Origin of the sequence: Nocardioides sp. YIM 152588, assembly GCF_040191335.1 — a bacterium.
In the GTDB taxonomy this organism is placed as follows: domain Bacteria; phylum Actinomycetota; class Actinomycetes; order Propionibacteriales; family Nocardioidaceae; genus Nocardioides.
This window is the reverse complement of record NZ_JBEGDJ010000072.1, coordinates 1-17,411: the sequence shown is the minus strand read 5'-3', so window position 1 is coordinate 17,411 and position 17,411 is coordinate 1. Positions and strand designations below refer to the sequence as shown.

14 protein-coding genes and 1 pseudogene are annotated in these 17,411 nt (G+C 72.9%); all 15 read left to right on the top strand.

All coding sequences use genetic code 11. The features are described from left to right. Positions 1–112 precede the first annotated feature (112 nt). Complete coding sequence (locus tag ABLM29_RS20755) at positions 113–1,099, top strand: DUF808 domain-containing protein (protein ID WP_349716489.1); 987 nt, start codon at positions 113–115, stop codon at positions 1,097–1,099. Between the two features lie 72 nt (positions 1,100–1,171). After that, a complete protein-coding gene (locus ABLM29_RS20750) occupies positions 1,172–1,666 on the top strand; it encodes an adenylyltransferase/cytidyltransferase family protein (RefSeq protein ID WP_349716488.1) in 495 nt (164 codons plus the stop codon). A gap of 52 nt (positions 1,667–1,718) precedes the next feature. Continuing rightward, entirely contained in the window at positions 1,719–2,099 is a 381-nt protein-coding gene (locus ABLM29_RS20745) for a hypothetical protein (protein ID WP_349716486.1), read from the top strand. A gap of 84 nt (positions 2,100–2,183) precedes the next feature. Beyond that, entirely contained in the window at positions 2,184–3,557 is a 1,374-nt protein-coding gene (locus ABLM29_RS20740) for a phospholipase D-like domain-containing protein (protein ID WP_349716485.1), read from the top strand. 176 nt (positions 3,558–3,733) lie between these two features. Further along, positions 3,734–5,677 carry an RCC1 domain-containing protein gene (locus ABLM29_RS20735; protein ID WP_349716484.1) on the top strand — a complete coding sequence of 648 codons (1,944 nt, stop codon included), beginning with the start codon at positions 3,734–3,736 and terminating at the stop codon, positions 5,675–5,677. A gap of 48 nt (positions 5,678–5,725) precedes the next feature. Next, positions 5,726–6,781: a hypothetical protein gene (locus ABLM29_RS20730; RefSeq protein ID WP_349716483.1), complete on the top strand. Its 1,056-nt coding sequence runs from the start codon at positions 5,726–5,728 to the stop codon at positions 6,779–6,781. Continuing rightward, a complete protein-coding gene (locus ABLM29_RS20725; protein WP_349716482.1) occupies positions 6,778–7,773 on the top strand; it encodes a glycosyltransferase family 2 protein in 996 nt (331 codons plus the stop codon). Before ABLM29_RS20730 ends, ABLM29_RS20725 begins: the two co-directional genes overlap by 4 nt. Positions 7,774–7,786: 13 nt before the next feature. Next, positions 7,787–9,391 carry a LicD family protein gene (locus ABLM29_RS20720; protein ID WP_349716481.1) on the top strand — a complete coding sequence of 535 codons (1,605 nt, stop codon included), beginning with the start codon at positions 7,787–7,789 and terminating at the stop codon, positions 9,389–9,391. Between the two features lie 19 nt (positions 9,392–9,410). Further along, positions 9,411–9,677, top strand: coding sequence for a DUF6752 domain-containing protein (locus tag ABLM29_RS20715; RefSeq protein ID WP_349716480.1), 267 nt, complete (start codon positions 9,411–9,413; stop codon positions 9,675–9,677). Between the two features lie 5 nt (positions 9,678–9,682). Further along, on the top strand, positions 9,683–10,810 hold the full coding sequence (locus ABLM29_RS20710) for a hypothetical protein (protein ID WP_349716479.1): 1,128 nt from the start codon (positions 9,683–9,685) through the stop codon (positions 10,808–10,810). A gap of 129 nt (positions 10,811–10,939) precedes the next feature. Continuing rightward, positions 10,940–12,367 (top strand): adenosylhomocysteinase, encoded by a 1,428-nt coding sequence (gene ahcY / locus ABLM29_RS20705; protein WP_349716478.1) that lies wholly within the window; start codon positions 10,940–10,942, stop codon positions 12,365–12,367. A 230-nt stretch (positions 12,368–12,597) separates the two neighbouring features. Beyond that, positions 12,598–13,317 carry an MtrAB system response regulator MtrA gene (gene mtrA / locus ABLM29_RS20700; protein WP_502889288.1) on the top strand — a complete coding sequence of 240 codons (720 nt, stop codon included), beginning with the start codon at positions 12,598–12,600 and terminating at the stop codon, positions 13,315–13,317. Between the two features lie 67 nt (positions 13,318–13,384). Next, the gene (mtrB, locus tag ABLM29_RS20695) at positions 13,385–15,100 is read left to right on the top strand and encodes an MtrAB system histidine kinase MtrB (RefSeq protein ID WP_349716475.1); all 1,716 of its coding nucleotides are present in this window, start codon (positions 13,385–13,387) and stop codon (positions 15,098–15,100) included. Beyond that, on the top strand, positions 15,097–16,869 hold the full coding sequence (locus tag ABLM29_RS20690; RefSeq protein WP_349716474.1) for an LpqB family beta-propeller domain-containing protein: 1,773 nt from the start codon (positions 15,097–15,099) through the stop codon (positions 16,867–16,869). Before mtrB ends, ABLM29_RS20690 begins: the two co-directional genes overlap by 4 nt. A 92-nt stretch (positions 16,870–16,961) precedes the next feature. Next, positions 16,962–17,411 (top strand): annotated as a pseudogene (locus ABLM29_RS20685) (hypothetical protein); the annotation flags it as partial.

Sequence of the window (17,411 nt, the reverse complement as noted above, 5' to 3'; positions counted from 1 at the left end):
TGCGCGGGCTCGGCGACCGGATCGACCGGCTGCGCGGCACCGCCGCGACGGACGCCGACGGTGCCGACGCCGAGGCCGTGCTCTCCCACGCCCCCGCCCACGACCTGCGCGCATGAGTGCGGGTCTCTTCGGGCTGCTGGACGACGTCGCGGCGATCGCCAAGCTGGCGGCCGCGTCCGTCGACGACGTCGGCGCCGCCGCCGGACGGGCGACGGCCAAGGCGGCCGGCGTGGTGGTCGACGACACCGCGGTGACGCCGCAGTACGTGCACGGGCTGGCCGCCGAGCGCGAGCTCCCGATCGTCAAGCAGATCGCGGTCGGGTCGATCCGCAACAAGCTGCTGATCATCCTCCCGGCCGCCCTGCTGCTCAACCAGTTCCTGCCCGGGGCGCTGCCGATCATCCTCATGGTCGGCGGCACATACCTCGCGTTCGAGGGCGCGGAGAAGGTCTGGGGGAGGCTCTCGGGGCACGGTCACCACGACGCGCCGGCGGCCGAGCGCGGCCCCGAGGCGGAGAAGGCCCTGGTGGCGGGCGCCGTGCGCACCGACCTCATCCTCTCGGCCGAGATCATGGTGATCGCGCTGAACGAGGTGGCCGACGAGGGGTTCTGGTCCCAGCTCGCCATCCTGGTGGTGGTCGCGTTCGTGATCACGATCGGCGTCTACGGCGTGGTCGGCCTGATCGTGAAGATGGACGACGCCGGCGTCAGCCTGGCCCAGCGCAGCTCCCGCGCCGCGCAGCGCGTCGGCCACGGCCTGGTGGCGGCGATGCCGCGGGTGCTGTCCACGATCACGGTGGTCGGCACGATCGCGATGCTCTGGGTCGGCGGCCACATCCTGCTGGTCAACCTCGCCGAGACCGGCTGGTGGACCGCGCCGTACGAGTGGGTGCACCACCTGGAGGAGGAGGTGCGCCACGCCGTCGACGTACCCGTCCTCGGTCCGCTGCTGGCGTGGCTGACCAACAGCGCGCTGTCCGCGGTGGTCGGCCTGCTCGTCGGCGCGGTGATCGTCGCCGTGCTGCACCTCGTCCCGCGGCGCTCGCGCCACGAGGACGCCGGTGGAACGGGGCACGACTCCGGCGTTACGGCTTCCTGACCCCGAGCGGGCTATTGTGCGCCGGAATCGTGCCGGCGCGGGGCCGCACGACGCAGGACGGAGGTTGGCGTGGTGGACACGACCGAGGAGCGTGCGGGCGGCAGGACCGTCCTGACCTACGGCACCTTCGACCTGTTCCACATCGGCCACCTCCGGCTCATCGAGCGGCTGAGCCAGATGGGCGACCGTCTGGTGGTCGGCGTCTCCACCGACGAGTTCAACGCCCAGAAGGGCAAGAAGTCGGTGGTCTCCTACGAGGACCGGGCGGCGATCGTGAGCGCGATCAAGGGCGTCGACCTGGTCGTCCCGGAGGAGTCGTGGGAGCAGAAGGAGGCCGACGTGCGGAAGCACGGAGTGTCGGTCTTCGCGATCGGCGACGACTGGCGCGGCAAGTTCGACCATCTCGAGCCGCTGTGCGAGGTCGTCTACCTGCCGCGCACCCAGGGCGTCTCGAGCACCGAGATCAAGCGGCTGCTGCGGGTGCTCGACCCCGCCCACCTGGACGAGATCCAGGACGCGGTCAACATCCTGGCGAACCTCCTGACCCACTATCGCGATCTCACCTGAACGACGTGGCGGCGGCGTCCGCATCTGTGCCCCCGTGGCCTACGATGCGTGCATGGTGGTTTCGCTGCGATCGACATCCCGCGTCCTCGGCGCCGCTGTCGCCGTGCTCCTCCTCGCCGCCTGCGGCGAGAACAGCGCCACCGAACCAGCGGGGAGCGCCGACTCCTCGCCCAGTGCGACCTCCGCGGAGGGCTGGCCCTCCTGTGCCGAGATCTGGCAGGAGGGCGGCAGCGTGCCGTCGCCGTACAAGGGCTGCTTCGACGAGGAGTCCGGGGACGTGCGGGCGGACCGGCAGAAGTGCTCCTCGGGCCAGGTCCTGGTGACCTTCGACAACGCCTACTACGGCGTGGAGGGCGGCCCGGTGAACCCGCGGCCCGACGGGCTCGACAACGACAAGGACTACCAGCAGGCCAAGAGGGCCTGCCTCGCGTGATCGATCCCCACGCGCTTGCACCGGTTCCCCGCGGCACCGTTGCCGCTCTCGGTGCGCGCGTTTGAGCTGAAGGTTGGACAAGTGATGAAGAGGTACGTCAGCGCCGCGGTCGCGGGCGTTGTGCTGCTGGCCCTGGCGCCCACGGCGTCGGCCGCGACGCCGTCCGGGGGCACGGCGCGCGCCCTGGTGCTCGCGCAGGACACGACCGACCTGGCCGACGAGGCCGCCGCGGACGACACCGAGCGGCCGAAGCGGTTCCGGGTCAAGGAGGGAGTGCTCTTCAACCACCCCTTCAACGACCAGCGGGTGATCCACGCGAAGATGATCCGAGTGATCAACCACGCCCAGAAGGGTGCGGTGATCCGGAGCATGAGCTGGAACTTCCAGGACACGAGCATCCGCAACGCGCTGATCCGTGCGCACAAGCGCGGCGTCGCGGTGCGCTTCATCATGGCGCGCTCGCTCCGCAACGCCGGCTTCAACCAGCTCACCAACGCCCTGAAGAAGGGCAACAAGAAGCGGCCGCAGGCCCGGCGCAGCTGGACCGGCACGTGCAGCCACTCCTGCCGGGGCAAGGGCGGCTCGATGCACTCCAAGTGGATCACCGTCAGCCAGTCGGGCCGCTCGCACAACATCGTGATGCAGGGCTCGGCGAACCTGACCTCCTCGGCGGCGGTCAACCAGTGGAACGACTGGTACACGGTGAAGGACAAGAAGATCTTCGACGCCTACGCCAAGGTCTTCGAGCAGTCCCGCAAGGACCGGAAGGTCAAGCCCTTCCAGGTGCGCTCGGGCAACACGCTGGCCTGGTTCGCCCCGACCGGCAAGAAGCCCGACCTGGTGCTCAAGCTGCTGAACCAGGTCAAGTGCAAGGGCGCGCGGGGCGCCGGCATCAACGGGCGGACCTCGATCCGGGTCGCCTCCGCGGTGATCCAGGAGGAGCGCGGTCAGCGGATCGCGAGCAAGCTCAACGAGCTGCACAACAAGGGCTGCAACATCCGGATGGTCTACACCCTGTCCTCGCTGAACGTCCTCAAGGCGCTCGGCAACGTCCCGGTGCGGCACCTGGCCTACGACACCAAGCCCGCCGGCGGCGACGGCTCGTACGACGACTACCTGCACATGAAGGCCATGGCCATCTCCGGTCACATGGGCTCGAACCGGGGCGCCCGGGTCGTCTTCAACGGCAGCGCCAACTGGTCGACCATGGGCAAGGTCTCCGACGAGCAGGGCATGGTGATCCGCAGCCAGCCGCTGGAGAAGCAGTACGGCAAGTGGATCACGAAGCTGTACCAGAACGCCCCGAAGGCGGCCAGCACCACGGACGAGGGCGGCACCGACACCGGGCTGGAGACGACGACCCGCTCGTACTTCCGCAGCCAGGGCCTGAAGGACCCGTACGCCGGCCTCGAGCTCGAGCTGGAGGGCATCACGGCCGAGGACCTCGCCGGGAACTGACCGGGACCGACCACCCGGTCCCCGGCATGCGGGACTAGGTCCCGAACGACGCACCGCGCAGAGCCAAATCCGCTCTGCGCGGTGTTGTCGTACCTAATATCGCTGATTCCAACGACTTCCCCGACACGTTGGGAGCTGCCGTGCTGCCCGTCCGTCCCGCGTCCCCGCGGCCCCCCGTGCGCCGACGCCCCACGATCCGATCCCTGGCGCTGCTGGGCGTCGCGCTGATCACCTCGGTCGGCGTGCTCGTCGCCGTCTCGCCGTCGCCGTCGACCGCCGGCGCCGCGCGCTCCTTGGCCCCGGTCGCCTCGCTGGCCTCCGCCGCCGACCCGCGCGCGCTGACCGGCTACCAGCAGATCTCCGGCGGCGGCGAGCACACCTGCGGGATCAAGCGCGGCGGCCTGTACTGCTGGGGCCGCAACACCTGGGGCCAGGTCGGCACCGGTACCCGCGGCAACGTCGTCTCCACGCCGGCCCGCGTCGGCACCCTCAGCACCTGGACGTCCGTCGCGGCCGGCGGTGCCACCACCTGCGCCATCCGCGGCAAGAAGGGCCGGCTGTTCTGCTGGGGCCTGAACAACCGCGGTCAGCTCGGCGACGGCACCACGAAGGTGTCGCTGAAGCCGAAGGCGGTCCCGGGAACGGGCTGGAGCAGCGTCAGCGCCGGCTGGTACCACACCTGCGGGATCCGCGGCGAGGGCCGGCTGCGCTGCTGGGGCGACAACGCCTATGGCGAGCTCGGCCGCGGCCACACCCGCCAGACGCTCAGCATCGCCCGCGTCAAGGGCACGTGGCGCTCGGTCACCGTCGACGGTTGGACGACCTGCGGCATCCGCTCGGACAAGTCCCTGTGGTGCTGGGGCCGCAACATGCTCGGCCAGGCCGGCGCCGGCACCTGGGCCGACCGCCACCGCCCCGCCCTGGTCGGCCGCGCCAGGTGGAACTGGCGCCAGGTGGACCTGAGCTGGACCCACGGCTGCGGCGTCCGCAGCGGCGGGACCGCCTGGTGCTGGGGCCGCAACGACCTCGGTGGCGTCGGGGACGGGTCGACGGTCGCGAGGAACGAGCCGGTCGCGGTGCTCGGCGGCGCGACCGACGTACGCAGCGTCAGCGCGTACGAGGGCGGCGCCTGCCTGCTCCGGGCGTCGGGCCGGGCGTCGTGCTGGGGCGACAACCGCTACGGCCAGACCGGCGGCAGCGCCGACTACCGGGTCCGTCCGCGCGCCCGGTCGGGGACCTACACCGCGATCACCTCCGGCTGGCTGCACACCTGCGGCCTCGGGGTCGAGGTCGTCTGCTGGGGCTCGAACGAGAAGGAGCAGCTCGCGCGCACCACCACCAGGGCCGTCGAGCCGTCGACGACCGGGGCGCGGCGCGGCGACCCGCTCGAGCTCCGGATCGCGACCTTCAACGCCCTCGGCGAGCACCACTCCGGGCCCTACCGGGACGCGGACCGCTTCGGCCCCAGCCGGCTGCGCGCGGAGTGGATGGTGCGCGCGATCGCCAACCAGGGGCTGAACGTGATCGCCGTCCAGGAGGCCTCGGGCAGCCAGGTCGGGATGATCCTCAGGGCGGGTGACGGGCGGCTGCGCGCCTTCCCCGACCCGGCGACCAGCAAGCTGAGCACCGAGTCCACCCTGTTCTGGGACGCCACCCGGTTCACGGCGCTGAAGACCAAGGTCATCCGCACGATGTTCATCAAGAAGAAGCTGCCGCGGCCCTACGTGAAGCTGCAGGACAACGCCACCGGCCGGAAGTTCTGGGTGATGGCGATCCACAACGCCGGCTGGGACATGCAGCGGCAGCGCAACCAGGCGATGAAGGACCAGCTGGCCGTCATCGAGGAGCTCGAGGCGACCGGCCTGCCGGTCTTCTACCTCGGCGACTTCAACGAGAAGCGCACCGCCTTCTGCAAGGTGCTGCGGCGCACCGGCCTGGACGCGGCCAGCGGCGGGCGGTTGAAGCGCGACGGCACCTGCGTCCCCCCGAGGCAGATGCGCGTGGACTGGCTGTTCGGCTCGGAGACGGGGGAGTGGAGCGGCTTCGCGTTCGACAAGTCACCCATGGTCCGGCTCACCACCGACCACTGGCTGGCGCGGGCGTTCGTGCGGGTACCCTGACCGGTGCCTCGTGGTGCCGTGGGGCATGTCCGGGCGTGAGGAGAGTGAGTGGCCAGCCGCGTGGTCCTGCATCTGGGATCGATGAAGTCGGGGACCAGCTACGTGCAGAACGTGCTCGGGCGGAACAAGGAGCTCCTCGCCGAGCGCGGGCTGCTCTTCCCCGGTCCCCGCTGGACGGCCCAGGTCGCGGCCGTCCGTGAGGTCGCCGACGCCGGCGGACCCGACCAGCAGCCGGTCGCACCGGACGGCCCGTGGCGCCGACTGGTCGAGGAGATCGACGCCTGGGACGGCACCGCCGTGGTCTCGATGGAGTTCCTCGCGCCGCGCTCGCTGGCCAAGATCGAGCAGATCAGGGCCGACTTCCCCGACACCCCGGTCGAGGCCGTCCTGACCGCGCGGGACCTCGGCCGGAACGTCCCGGCGATGTGGCTGGAGTCCATGCAGACCGGCGGCATCACCCCCTGGCGCGAGTTCGTCGACGTGGTCCGCCACCGCCGGCTCGAGCACCGCGCCGCGCGCTACTTCTGGAAGCACCAGGACACCCCCGAGATCGCCGACCGCTGGGCGGGCGCGCTCGGCGCGGAGAACCTCACCATCGTGACCGTGCCGCGCCCCGGGGCGCCGTCGGACCTGCTCTGGGGGCGGTTCGGGGAGGCGCTGCGCGCCGACGTCGACGGCTGCGACCTCGACGTCCGGTCCAACCCCGGGATCGGGCTCGCCTCGGCGCTGGTGCTGCTGCGGATGAACCAGGCCTACCACCGCGAGCACGGCTCGATGCCGTCCCACTACGACGAGTTCGTCAAGCACAAGCTCGCCAAGCGCCGCCTCGCGGCCCACGCCGCCGAGGAGCCGCGGCTGGGGTTCGAGGCCGGCTGGGCGACCTCGGCCGCGAAGCGGCAGATCAAGCAGCTGCGCGACGCCGGGCACCGGGTCGTCGGTGACCTGGACGAGCTGCGCGCCGCGCCGGTGCCGGGCGTCCACGCCGACAAGGTCCCGCCGGAGCAGGTGCTGGACGCCGCGGTGTTCGCGCTCGACGGCGCGGTCGAGGCCTGGGCCGACGCCGAGCGGCAGCTGCGTCGCTCGCGGCGACGGAGCGGCCGATGAGGATCCGGCGTCCACGCCCCGCCGCGGGCGCAGCGACCACCCCCGCCGCCCCCGAGGCCGGGCTGCCCGACGGGGCTGCCTTCGGGCTCCCCGAGCGGGTGCCGTTCGACGGCTCGGACGGGGCGCTCCCGCGGGTCGCCGCCATCACCATGGCCCGCGACGAGGGCGCGATGATCCGGCGCTGGGCCGAGCACTACGCGGCCCAGCTCGGCGCCGAGAACGTGTTCGTGGTCGACGACCACAGCACCGACGGCTCGACCGACGACCTGCCGGCGACGGTGCTGCGGCTGCCGTACCTGGACAAGTTCGGGTTCGAGCAGTCCCGGCTGGGCATCCTGAACAACCTGGCCTCCGCCTTCCTCTTCGCCTACGACGCGGTGCTCTCGGCGGACGCCGACGAGTTCGTCGTCGCGGACCCGGTCCGGCACGCCGGACTGCGCGAGTTCGTCGCGACCACCGCCGGCCGCGACGTGGTCGGCGTCCTCGGCTACAACGTCGTCCAGGACCTGGCGAACGAGAAGCCGCTCGACTTCGACCGGCCGCTCCTGTCGCAGCGCTCCTACGCGAAGTTCATGCCGCTGATGTGCAAGCCGATGCTCAAGTGGGCGGCCGTGCCGTGGGCCCGCGCCTCGCACGGGGTGCGCGCGCCCTACGAGATCGACACCGACCTGTTCATGTTCCACTTCAAGTTCGCCGACCTCGACCTGCTCGCCGCCCGCGCCGGCCACCGCAACGCGCTGAACGAGACGGAGAACCGGGCGGCCGCGTCGAGCTGGTCCCGCTCCGCCGACGTGATGGTCGACCTGATGAAGACCGTCGACCAGCAGATCGCGACGCCCTCGGAGCAGCAGTTCCGGCCGCGCCAGCGCCAGGTCGACCGGATCGTCCAGCCGAAGGGCCCCAACTGGAAGGCCGTCGGGCCCGGCCAGGTGCAGGCGATGGAGACCGCGGACGTGCTGCGCATCCCGCCGCGGTTCCGGGACCTCGTGTGAGGTGGCGCGCCGGATGACGGAGCACCGGACCAGGGTCCGCATCGACCCCGCCGGGGTGCACGTGGCCGACGACTCCTCGGCGTACCTCGACCTGCTGCTCGACGGCCGCCGGGTCTGGTCGTTCCGCCCCGAGGCCGTCGGCGACCAGGGCGACCCCGCCGCCGGTGACGCCGACGGCGCGACGGGCTGGTGGGTGGCCTGGCCCAAGGACTTCGAGCAGCTGCTGAGTGGCACCGTCACGGTCGCCGTCCGCGACCACGGCGGGGACCTCCTCGCCGAGGGCGACGTGCGGTTCGGCACCGGCTCCGGGCGCGCCGCCCTGGTGGACCGCGACGGCAACGAGCTGGTCATGGGGCCCAAGGGCCGGCTCACCCGCTCCTTCGAGGACGACGCGGTCGGCCGCGAGGCGCTGCTCGGGGCCGCCCACACCGTGCTGGCCGTCATGCACACCGCCGGCATCGAGGGGTTCCTCGCCTACGGCACGCTGCTCGGCGCGATCCGCGAGGGCACGTTCATCGGCCACGACGACGACGTCGACCTCGGCTACGTCAGCCACCACCGGGCGCCGGCCGACGTGGTGCGCGAGTCGTTCCGGCTGGAGAGGACGCTGGTCCGGGCCGGGATCGAGGTCGAGCGCTACAGCGGCGCGGGGCTCAAGGTGCACGTCGCCGACGCCTCCGGCGCCCGCCGCGGCCTGGACATCTTCGGCGGGTTCTGGGACGGCGACCGCCTCGCCCTCCTCGGCGAGATCCACCAGCCGTTCCGGCGCGAGTGGATCGAGCCCCTCGGCACCGCGACGCTGGCCGGCGAGACGTTCCCGGTCCCGGCCCACCCCGAGCGGCTGCTCGAGGTGATGTACGGGCCGCACTGGCGGACCCCCGACCCCACGTTCTCGTTCGACGACGACGCCGCCGGCCGCCAGTACCTCGGCAACCTGTTCCGCGGCATCCGGCAGCACCGCAACGGGTGGGACCGCTGGTACGCCGGGATCGCCCGCGAGCGGCCGTTCCTCAAGCCGCACCACCTCGCGCGGGTGCTCCACAACGAGATGGAGGACGGCGCCACCGTCATCGACGTCGGCTGCGGCCGCGCCCAGGACGCGGCGTGGCTGGCCGGCCACGGCCACCCCACCGTGGCCCTGGACTACTCCCTGCTCGCCGCCGGCTTCCACCTGCGCCGCGCGGAGGAGCACGGCTGGCCGCTGCGGGCCGCCAGCCTGAACTTCCTCGACCTGCGGCAGGTGCTGGCCAACGGCGCCCGGCTGGCCCGGGAGATCGAGGGACCGCGGGCGATCCTCGCCCGGCACTTCGTCGACGCCACGACGCCCCGGGCGTGGGAGGGCCTCTTCCGGCTCGGCTCCATGGTCCTGCGCGGCGGCGGGCGGATGTACCTGGAGTTCTTCGGCGAGGCCGACCCCGGGGCCGACATCGAGCCGCCCGACCCCGAGGACCTGGTGTGGCGGGTCGACCCCGCCGAGATCGAGGAGGCCGCCCGCGCCGCCGGTGCCGAGGTGGAGCGCGTCGTCACGTTCGACCCGGGGTGGTTCGAGCTGACCTGGAAGGCGGGCGAGTGGGATCCGAAGCCGCGCGGGTACCGGATGGTGCTGCGATGGGCGTGAACGAAGGGACTGATCGGTGATGGCAGGCAAGGCCGAGCACGGCGACGAGCCGCTGACCGGCGGCCGCTACCTGGTGGCAGGCACCTTCCGGCGGATGGTCGGACTGGCGCAGCTGGAGAAGCGGGTGCAGGAGCTCGAGGAGGAGGTGGCCGGCTACCGGGCCACGAACGTCCGGGTCGCCGAGCTCGTCGACCTGGTCCAGGAGCTGCTGCTGCCGGCGGCCCAGCGGGACGAGGCCGAGGTGGCCCGGCTGGTCGAGCGGTACGCCGACGAGCTGGGTTCGTGAGCTGAGTGGCGCGCCGCGTCTTCGTGCACGTCGGTCTGCCGAAGACCGGCACCTCCTACCTGCAGTCGGTCTTCTGGCCCCAGCGGGACCGGCTGCGTGAGCTGGGCCTGCTGGTCCCGGGCCGGGAGCGCCGCGACCACCTGCTCTCCTCGCTGATCGTCCGCGAGGACGACAACGTGCACCGGCGGGGCCCCGGCGCCGCCGAGGCCTGGCAGGTGGTCACCGCCGAGACCGCCGCCCACCCCGGCACCGCGCTGATCAGCCACGAGTTCTTCTGCTCGGCCTCCACCGAGCAGTTCCGGCGGATGGTCGCCGACCTCGCGCCCGCCGAGGTCCATGTCGTGATCACGGCCCGGGAGCCGCTCGGCCTGTTCACCTCGAGCTGGCAGGAGTCGCTGAAGAACCGCGCCACCGCGCCGCTGGCCGACTACAGCCGGCGGGAGTCCGACGACCCCCGGGTGACCTGGAACTGGCGGGCGCTCGACCTCGGCCTAGTGCTGGAGCGGCTGCGGCCGGTGCTGCCGGACGAGCGCGTGCACGTGATCGTCTCCCCGGGTCCCGGCGACCCCCGCGACGAGCTCTGGCGCCGGTTCGCGACCGTGATCGGCATCGACCCGGACGCGGTCGACGTCGCCGACGCCTTCCCGAACGCCTCGATGGGCGTGGTCGAGGCGGAGCTGCTGCGCCGGGTCAACGCGCACCTCGGCTCGTTCCAGACCGCCCAGGAGCGGGCGCGGTGGATCCGCACCGTGCTCGCCGACCGGCTGCTGGTCACCCCGGACGCGGAGCGGTTCTGGCCCGGCGAGGACCGGGTCGAGGACGCCCGCCGGCGCGGCGACCGCGCGGCGGACCTGCTCGCCGCCGGCGGGTACGACGTCCTCGGCGACCCCGCGCGTCTGCGCGTCCCCGCCGAGCTGCCCCCGCGGCGCCGACCCGACGAGGTCACCGAGGCCGAGCTGCTGGAGGCCTCGGTCCGGCTCAACGCCCAGCTGCTCGGCGAGCTGCGCGGGCGGGCGCGCTCGGAGGCGCCCGGCACGCCGACGGCGGACGACGCGGACGCCTCCCGCCGTACCGCCGGGCTGCGGTCGCGGCTGCGGGCGCTCGCCGGCGGCCGGCGGCCCGGTCGCGCCTGAATCCCGCCGGGGGTTTCCCCCGACGTGCGCCGTCGCTTGTAGGGTGGGCCAGGTCATGCGCGGGAGATCCCGGAGGAGCGCAGATGCGCCGCAGGACACCTCTTCACGAGTCTTGAGGACGACACATCCATGGACTACAACGTCGCTGATCTGACCCTGGCCGAGTACGGCCGCAAGGAGCTGACCCTCGCCGAGCACGAGATGCCCGGCCTGATGGCGATGCGCGAGCGGTACGCCGACTCGCAGCCGCTCAAGGGCGCCCGGATCGCCGGCTCGCTGCACATGACCATCCAGACCGGCGTGCTGATCGAGACGCTGGTCGCGCTCGGCGCGCAGGTGCGCTGGGCCTCCTGCAACATCTTCTCCACCCAGGACCACGCCGCCGCGGCGGTCGTCGTCGGCCCGAACGGCACGCACTCGAACCCGCAGGGCACCCCGGTGTTCGCGTGGAAGGGCGAGACGCTCGCGGAGTACTGGGACCTCGCCGAGCAGGTCTTCGACTTCGACGGCGAGGGGCCGAACATGCTCCTCGACGACGGCGGCGACATCACCCTGCTGGTGCACAAGGGCGTCGAGTTCGAGAAGGCCGGCGCCGTGCCGTCCCCGGACACCACCGACAACCACGAGTTCAAGGAGGTGCTGCGCGTCCTCGGCCGCTCGCTCGAGAACGACCCGCAGCGCTGGACCACGATCGCCAACGGGATCAAGGGCGTCTCGGAGGAGACCACCACCGGTGTGCTCCGCCTCTACGAGCGCTTCAAGGAGGGCTCGCTGCTCTTCCCCGCGATCAACGTCAACGACTCGGTCACCAAGTCGAAGTTCGACAACAAGTACGGCTGCCGGCACAGCCTGATCGACGGCCTCAACCGGGCCACCGACGTGCTGATCGGCGGCAAGGTCGCCGTGGTCTGCGGCTACGGCGACGTGGGCAAGGGCTGCGCGGAGTCCCTGCGCGGCCAGGGCGCCCGCGTGATCGTCACCGAGATCGACCCGATCTGCGCGCTGCAGGCGGCGATGGACGGCTACGAGGTCAAGCGCCTGGAGTCGGTCGTCGACAAGGCCGACATCTTCATCACCACCACCGGTGACTTCGACATCATCCGTGTCGAGCACTTCGAGCGGATGAAGCACCAGGCGATCGTCGGCAACATCGGCCACTTCGACAACGAGATCGACATGGCCGGACTCGCGAAGATCCCGGGCATCGTCAAGGACGAGGTCAAGCCCCAGGTCCACCAGTGGATCTTCCCCGACGGCAAGAAGGTCATCGTCCTCTCCGAGGGCCGCCTGCTGAACCTCGGCAACGCGACCGGCCACCCGTCGTTCGTCATGTCGAACTCGTTCACCAACCAGGTCCTGGCGCAGGTCGAGCTCTACGCGAACTCCGCCGAGTACGAGGTCGGCGTGCACGTGCTGCCGAAGAAGCTCGACGAGGAGGTCGCCCGGCTCCACCTCGACTCCCTCGGTGTCGAGCTGACCGAGCTGACCCAGGAGCAGGCCGACTACCTCGGCGTGCCGATCGAGGGACCGTTCAAGCCGGACCACTACCGGTACTGAGCTGATCGGCGACGGGCCGCTCGGGGGATGACCTCCGGGCGGCCCGTCGGCGTTCCCCGGGCGGACCGGCACCGCCCGGGGTTGGGGTCGTGTGCCCCAGGACCCGGGATTCCGATGTCTCAGGCACACGACCCGCCACCCGCTCGGTGACGTCCCACGGTGACGCCCTCGGCGCCGCCGCCCGGCCGCGGTCCTCGCGACTTCGGATCCACGCAGGTCCGAATGGCAAGATGGTCGGCATGAGTCTGCCTGCCGGTGCGCCGACGTACCCGACGAAGGGCCGGGTGCTGGTCGTCGACGACGACGCGCCGCTGGCCGAGATGCTCGGCATCGTGCTGCGCCAGGAGGGGTTCGACTCCCGCGTCTGCGCGCGCGGTGACCAGGCGCTCGGCGAGTTCCGCGACTACCGTCCCGACCTGGTGCTGCTCGACCTCATGCTGCCCGGCCGCGACGGCATCGACGTCTGCAAGGAGATCCGCGCCGAGTCGGGCGTGCCGATCGTCATGCTGACCGCCAAGGGCGACACCGTCGACGTCGTCGTCGGCCTCGAGTCCGGCGCCGACGACTACGTGGTCAAGCCGTTCAAGCCGAAGGAGCTGGTCGCGCGGATCCGCGCCCGGGTCCGGCGCACCGAGACCGTGGTCGCGGAGAGCATCACGCTCAAGGACCTCACCATCGACGTCGCGGGCCACTCGGTCAGCCGCGACGGCGTCGAGATCGCGCTCACCCCGCTCGAGTTCGACCTCCTGCTCTGCCTCGCACGCCGCCCCTGGCAGGTCTTCACCCGCCAGGTGCTGCTGGAGGAGGTCTGGGGCTACCAGCACGCCGCCGACACCCGGCTGGTCAACGTCCACGTGCAGCGGCTGCGCTCCAAGGTGGAGCACGACCCCGAGCACCCCGAGATCGTGCTGACGGTCCGCGGCGTCGGCTACAAGGCCGGGGCGAGCTAGACGGCGGGCGGTCAGTACGACGATGGCGGGTGACGGTCGTTCCCTCTGGTCCACCGTCCCGACGGGGGTGCGTCGGGCGCTGACGATCTGGCGACGCTCCATCCAGGCGCGGGTGGTCGTCGGCACCGTGGTGATGTCGGTGATCGTCGTCAGCGCGGTCGGCTGGCTGCTGCTCCAGCAGACCCGCGACGGCGTCGTGCGCCACCGGGTCGACGTCGTCCTCGGCGAGGTCGACGCCGAGATCGGCGACGCCGAGGACCGGCTGGCCGCCGCGAGCGGCACCGAGGTCAACGTCAGCCGCCAGCAGCGCGACCTGATCGACCCGATCATCGAGCGCGGTGACAGCCGCGGCTACTACGTCGTGCTGAGCGGGCCCGAGGGCGACGGCACGTCGCTCTCCGACGGCGGCGCGGTCTCCTCCGGCGGCCTCGACCTGTCCAGCGTGCCCGGCGACCTCGAGGACCACTTCGAGGGGATCAACCGCGCGACGGCCTGGACGTTCACGCGCATCGTGCACACCAGCACCGAGGGGACGGTCGTCTCCGAGCCGGGCGTCGTCGTCGGCTCCCAGGTCCAGCTGCCCTCGGACGGCCAGACCTACACCCTCTACTTCCTGTTCCCGCTCGCCGAGGAGCAGGAGACCCTGGACCTGGTCACGCGGGCGCTGCTGACCGCCGCGGGCCTGCTCGTCCTGCTGCTGAGCGCCATCGCCTGGCTGGTCACCCGGCAGGTCGTCACCCCGATCCGGCTGGCCCGCAAGACCGCCGAGCGCCTCGCCGCCGGCCGGCTGCAGGAGCGGATGCGGGTGACCGGCGAGGACGACCTGGCGCGGCTCGCCTACTCGTTCAACCAGATGGCCACCAACCTCCAGCGCCAGATCCGCCAGCTCGAGGAGCTGAGCTGGGTGCAGCGGCGGTTCGTCTCCGACGTCTCCCACGAGCTCCGCACGCCGCTGACCACGGTCCGGATGGCCGGCGACGTCCTCTACGAGGCCCGCGACGAGTTCGACCCGGTGACCGGGCGCGCCGCCGAGCTGCTCCAGGACGAGCTGGACCGGTTCGAGGGGCTGCTCGTGGACCTGCTGGAGATCAGCCGCTTCGACGCCCGGGTCGCCGTCCTGGAGACCGAGGACACCAACCTCGTCGACCTCGCCCACCGCGTCGTCGACGCCTGCCACCCGATGGCGCAGTCGCGCGGCGTCCGCGTCGAGGTGGTCGCGCCCGACGGCGCCGTCCGCGCCGAGGTCGACGTCCGGCGGGTCGAGCGGATCCTGCGCAACCTGGTCAACAACGCCATCGACCACGCCGACCCCGACGACCCCGACCGCCCGGTCGTCGTGCGCCTGGCCGGCGACGGGCACGCCGCCGCCGTCACCGTGCGCGACTACGGGGTCGGGCTGGCGCCCGGCGAGGCCGCGATGGTGTTCAACCGGTTCTGGCGCTCCGACCCGGCCCGCACCCGGGTCAGCGGCGGCACCGGGCTCGGTCTGGCCATCTCCCTCGAGGACGCCCACCTGCACGGCGGCTGGCTCCAGGCCTGGGGCCGCCCCGGAGGCGGTGCCCAGTTCCGCCTCACCGTTCCCCGGCACGCCGGCGCGATGCTGAGCCACAGCCCGCTGCCGCTCGCCCCGACCGACGCCCCCACCCTCGAGGCCGCCGAGACGCCCGAGCCCGACCCCGCGACGGCCCGGCCCGCCCTCCCGAGTCCCGATGCCGACGAGCCCGAGGGCGCCGGCGGTGCCGCCGACGTGACCACCGGCGGCCCCGGGGGTGGGCGCCGATGACCGCCGGGCGCCTCCCCGTGGGGCGGTCCCGCAGGAGCCTGGCCCTCGCCGCCGGCGTACTGGCGGCGGCGCTGGTCGTCTCCGGCTGCGTCGGCCTCCCCGACCGTGGCGCGGTGGTCACCCGCGACGGATCCGCGAGCGAGGGGACCCGCCGCGCCTCCGACATCGACGCCCGGCCGCCCACCTCCGGCGAGTCCCGCCAGCAGATCGTCAACGGCTTCCTCGACGCGATGACCGCCTGGCCGATCCAGACCGCCGTCGCCAAGGAGTACCTCAGCGAGGAGGCGGCGGGGGAGTGGAACCCGGAGGCCTCGACGATCGTGTACGCCGACTTCCTGCCGCCCCAGGAGTCCGGTACGACCGTCAAGGTCCAGCTCACCGACGCCGACCTGCTCGACGCCTCCGGCGCCTGGCGCGGGGAGCTGCCGGCCGACGAGCGCGAGCTGCGGTTCCCGATGACGATCGAGGACGGCGAGTTCCGGATCGCGGGACCGCCGGACGCGCTGATCGTGCCGGCGTCCTGGTTCCAGCAGCGATTCCGCCAGGTCGCGCTCTACTACTTCGACCCCGCGGCCCGGATCCTGGTGCCGGAGCCGGTCTTCCTGCCGATCGGCGACCAGCTGGCGACCACCCTGGTCTCCGCCCTGCTCAGCGGCCCGCCGATGAACCTCCGCGGTGTGGTGCGCACGTTCCTGCCCGCCGAGGTCACCGTCGGGCTGTCCGTCCCGGTCTCCGACACCGGCGTGGCCGACGTCAATCTGGTCGGCCAGGGCTCGCCGCCCGCGCCCGAGCAGGTCGAGCTGATGGTCGCGCAGCTGGCGTGGACGTTGCGCCAGGACCCGGGGATCACCGCGTTCCGCGTGCGGATCGCGGGCCAGGAGGTGCGCCTGGCCAACGGCGAGTCGCTCTACAAGGTCACCTCCGGCAGCGAGTACGACCCCAACGGGTCCGGCACCTCCGGCCTGCTCTACGGCCTGCGCGCCGGGCGGGTGGTGCGCGGCAACCCCGGGGACCTGTCCGCCGTCGACGGGCCGCTCGGCGCGAGCGGGGCCGGGCTGCGCAGTGCCGCCGTCGAGCCGCTGGCCGAGGAGGCCGCCGGCGTCACCGCCGACGGCCGGTCCGCGGTCGTGGCCCCCATCCGCCTCGTCCCCGAGGGGGCCGAGGCGACCACGGTGCTCGCCGGGGCCACCGACCTGCTGCGCCCCACCTGGGACTACGCCGGGCGGCTCTGGCTGCTCGACCGCGCGGACGGTGGTGCGGTGGTGCGCTGCGTCGAGGACGGCCGGGTCCGGGAGGTCGACGTCCCGGGCATCACCGGCGAGCGCGTACGCCGCCTGCTGGTCTCCCGGGACGGGACCCGCCTGCTGGCGGTGGTGCGGCGCGCCGGCGGCGACGAGGTCGTCGGGGCCCGCGTCGTCGTCGGGCGCCGCGAGACGGTCACCCGGGTGATCGCGCCGTTCACCGTGCAGCCCGCCGTGGAGCGGCAGCGCGTCGTCGACATCGCGTGGAGCACGCCCACCCGGCTCGGGGTCCTGACCCCCGCCCGCCCGCGGAGCCTCTTCGAGGTCGACCTCGTCCCGGTCGACGGCGCGGCGATCGGCGTGGACGCGGCGACCACGATCGTCAGCGGCCGCGTCCTGGGCCTCGCCGGGCCCGGCACCGACGCCAGCCCCCTGTTCGCCGTGCTGCCCGACGGCCTGGTCAACGTCCGCACCCGCGAGTCGGTGCAGCTCGGGATGCGCGTGGCGCAGCTGGCCTACGTCGGCTGAGGGCCGGACCACCGACCGCCTCCTCCCCACCGCCTCCACAGGGGAGCCGGCACGCTCGACGCCCCCGTCGCCCGGGTGGTCCACTCGGCCGGGTGACCTCCCGCCCAGACGCCCCAGCGCCCGGCCCGCCCGAACGGGTTCCGGCGCAGCTCGTCGACGCACTCGCCGAGCTGGTGCTCGGCTCCGCCTGCGTCGCCTGCGAGCGGCCCGGGCGACCCCTCTGCCGAGGCTGCCTGCGGGCGCTCCCGGACGCGGCGCGCGCGGCCTGGCCCACGCCCGCGCCGCCCGGGCTGGCGCCGCCGTACGCGACCGGCGCCTACGAGGGCGCGCTGCGGGCGATGGTGCTGGCGCACAAGGAGCGCGGCGTCCACGCCCTCGCGCACCCGCTCGGCCGGCTGCTCGCGACGGCCGCCCGGGCGGCGCTCGTCGGCGCGGGCACGAAGGTCAGCGCGACCGCGCTCCGCGAGCAGTCCCTGTCCCGGTCGGCGCTGCGCCCCCTCAGTGAGGTCGAGGCGCTGCTGAGCGCCGACTCGGTCGCCGCC

Coding starts and splice junctions, on each gene's coding strand:
- ABLM29_RS20745 (WP_349716486.1), top strand. CDS start 1,719: ATGGTGGTTTCGCTGCGATCGACATCCCGCGTCCTCGGCGCCGCTGTC.
- ABLM29_RS20755 (WP_349716489.1), top strand. CDS start 113: ATGAGTGCGGGTCTCTTCGGGCTGCTGGACGACGTCGCGGCGATCGCC.
- ABLM29_RS20720 (WP_349716481.1), top strand. CDS start 7,787: ATGACGGAGCACCGGACCAGGGTCCGCATCGACCCCGCCGGGGTGCAC.
- ABLM29_RS20740 (WP_349716485.1), top strand. CDS start 2,184: ATGAAGAGGTACGTCAGCGCCGCGGTCGCGGGCGTTGTGCTGCTGGCC.
- ABLM29_RS20725 (WP_349716482.1), top strand. CDS start 6,778: ATGAGGATCCGGCGTCCACGCCCCGCCGCGGGCGCAGCGACCACCCCC.
- ahcY (WP_349716478.1), top strand. CDS start 10,940: ATGGACTACAACGTCGCTGATCTGACCCTGGCCGAGTACGGCCGCAAG.
- ABLM29_RS20715 (WP_349716480.1), top strand. CDS start 9,411: ATGGCAGGCAAGGCCGAGCACGGCGACGAGCCGCTGACCGGCGGCCGC.
- mtrA (WP_502889288.1), top strand. CDS start 12,598: ATGGTCGGCATGAGTCTGCCTGCCGGTGCGCCGACGTACCCGACGAAG.
- ABLM29_RS20690 (WP_349716474.1), top strand. CDS start 15,097: ATGACCGCCGGGCGCCTCCCCGTGGGGCGGTCCCGCAGGAGCCTGGCC.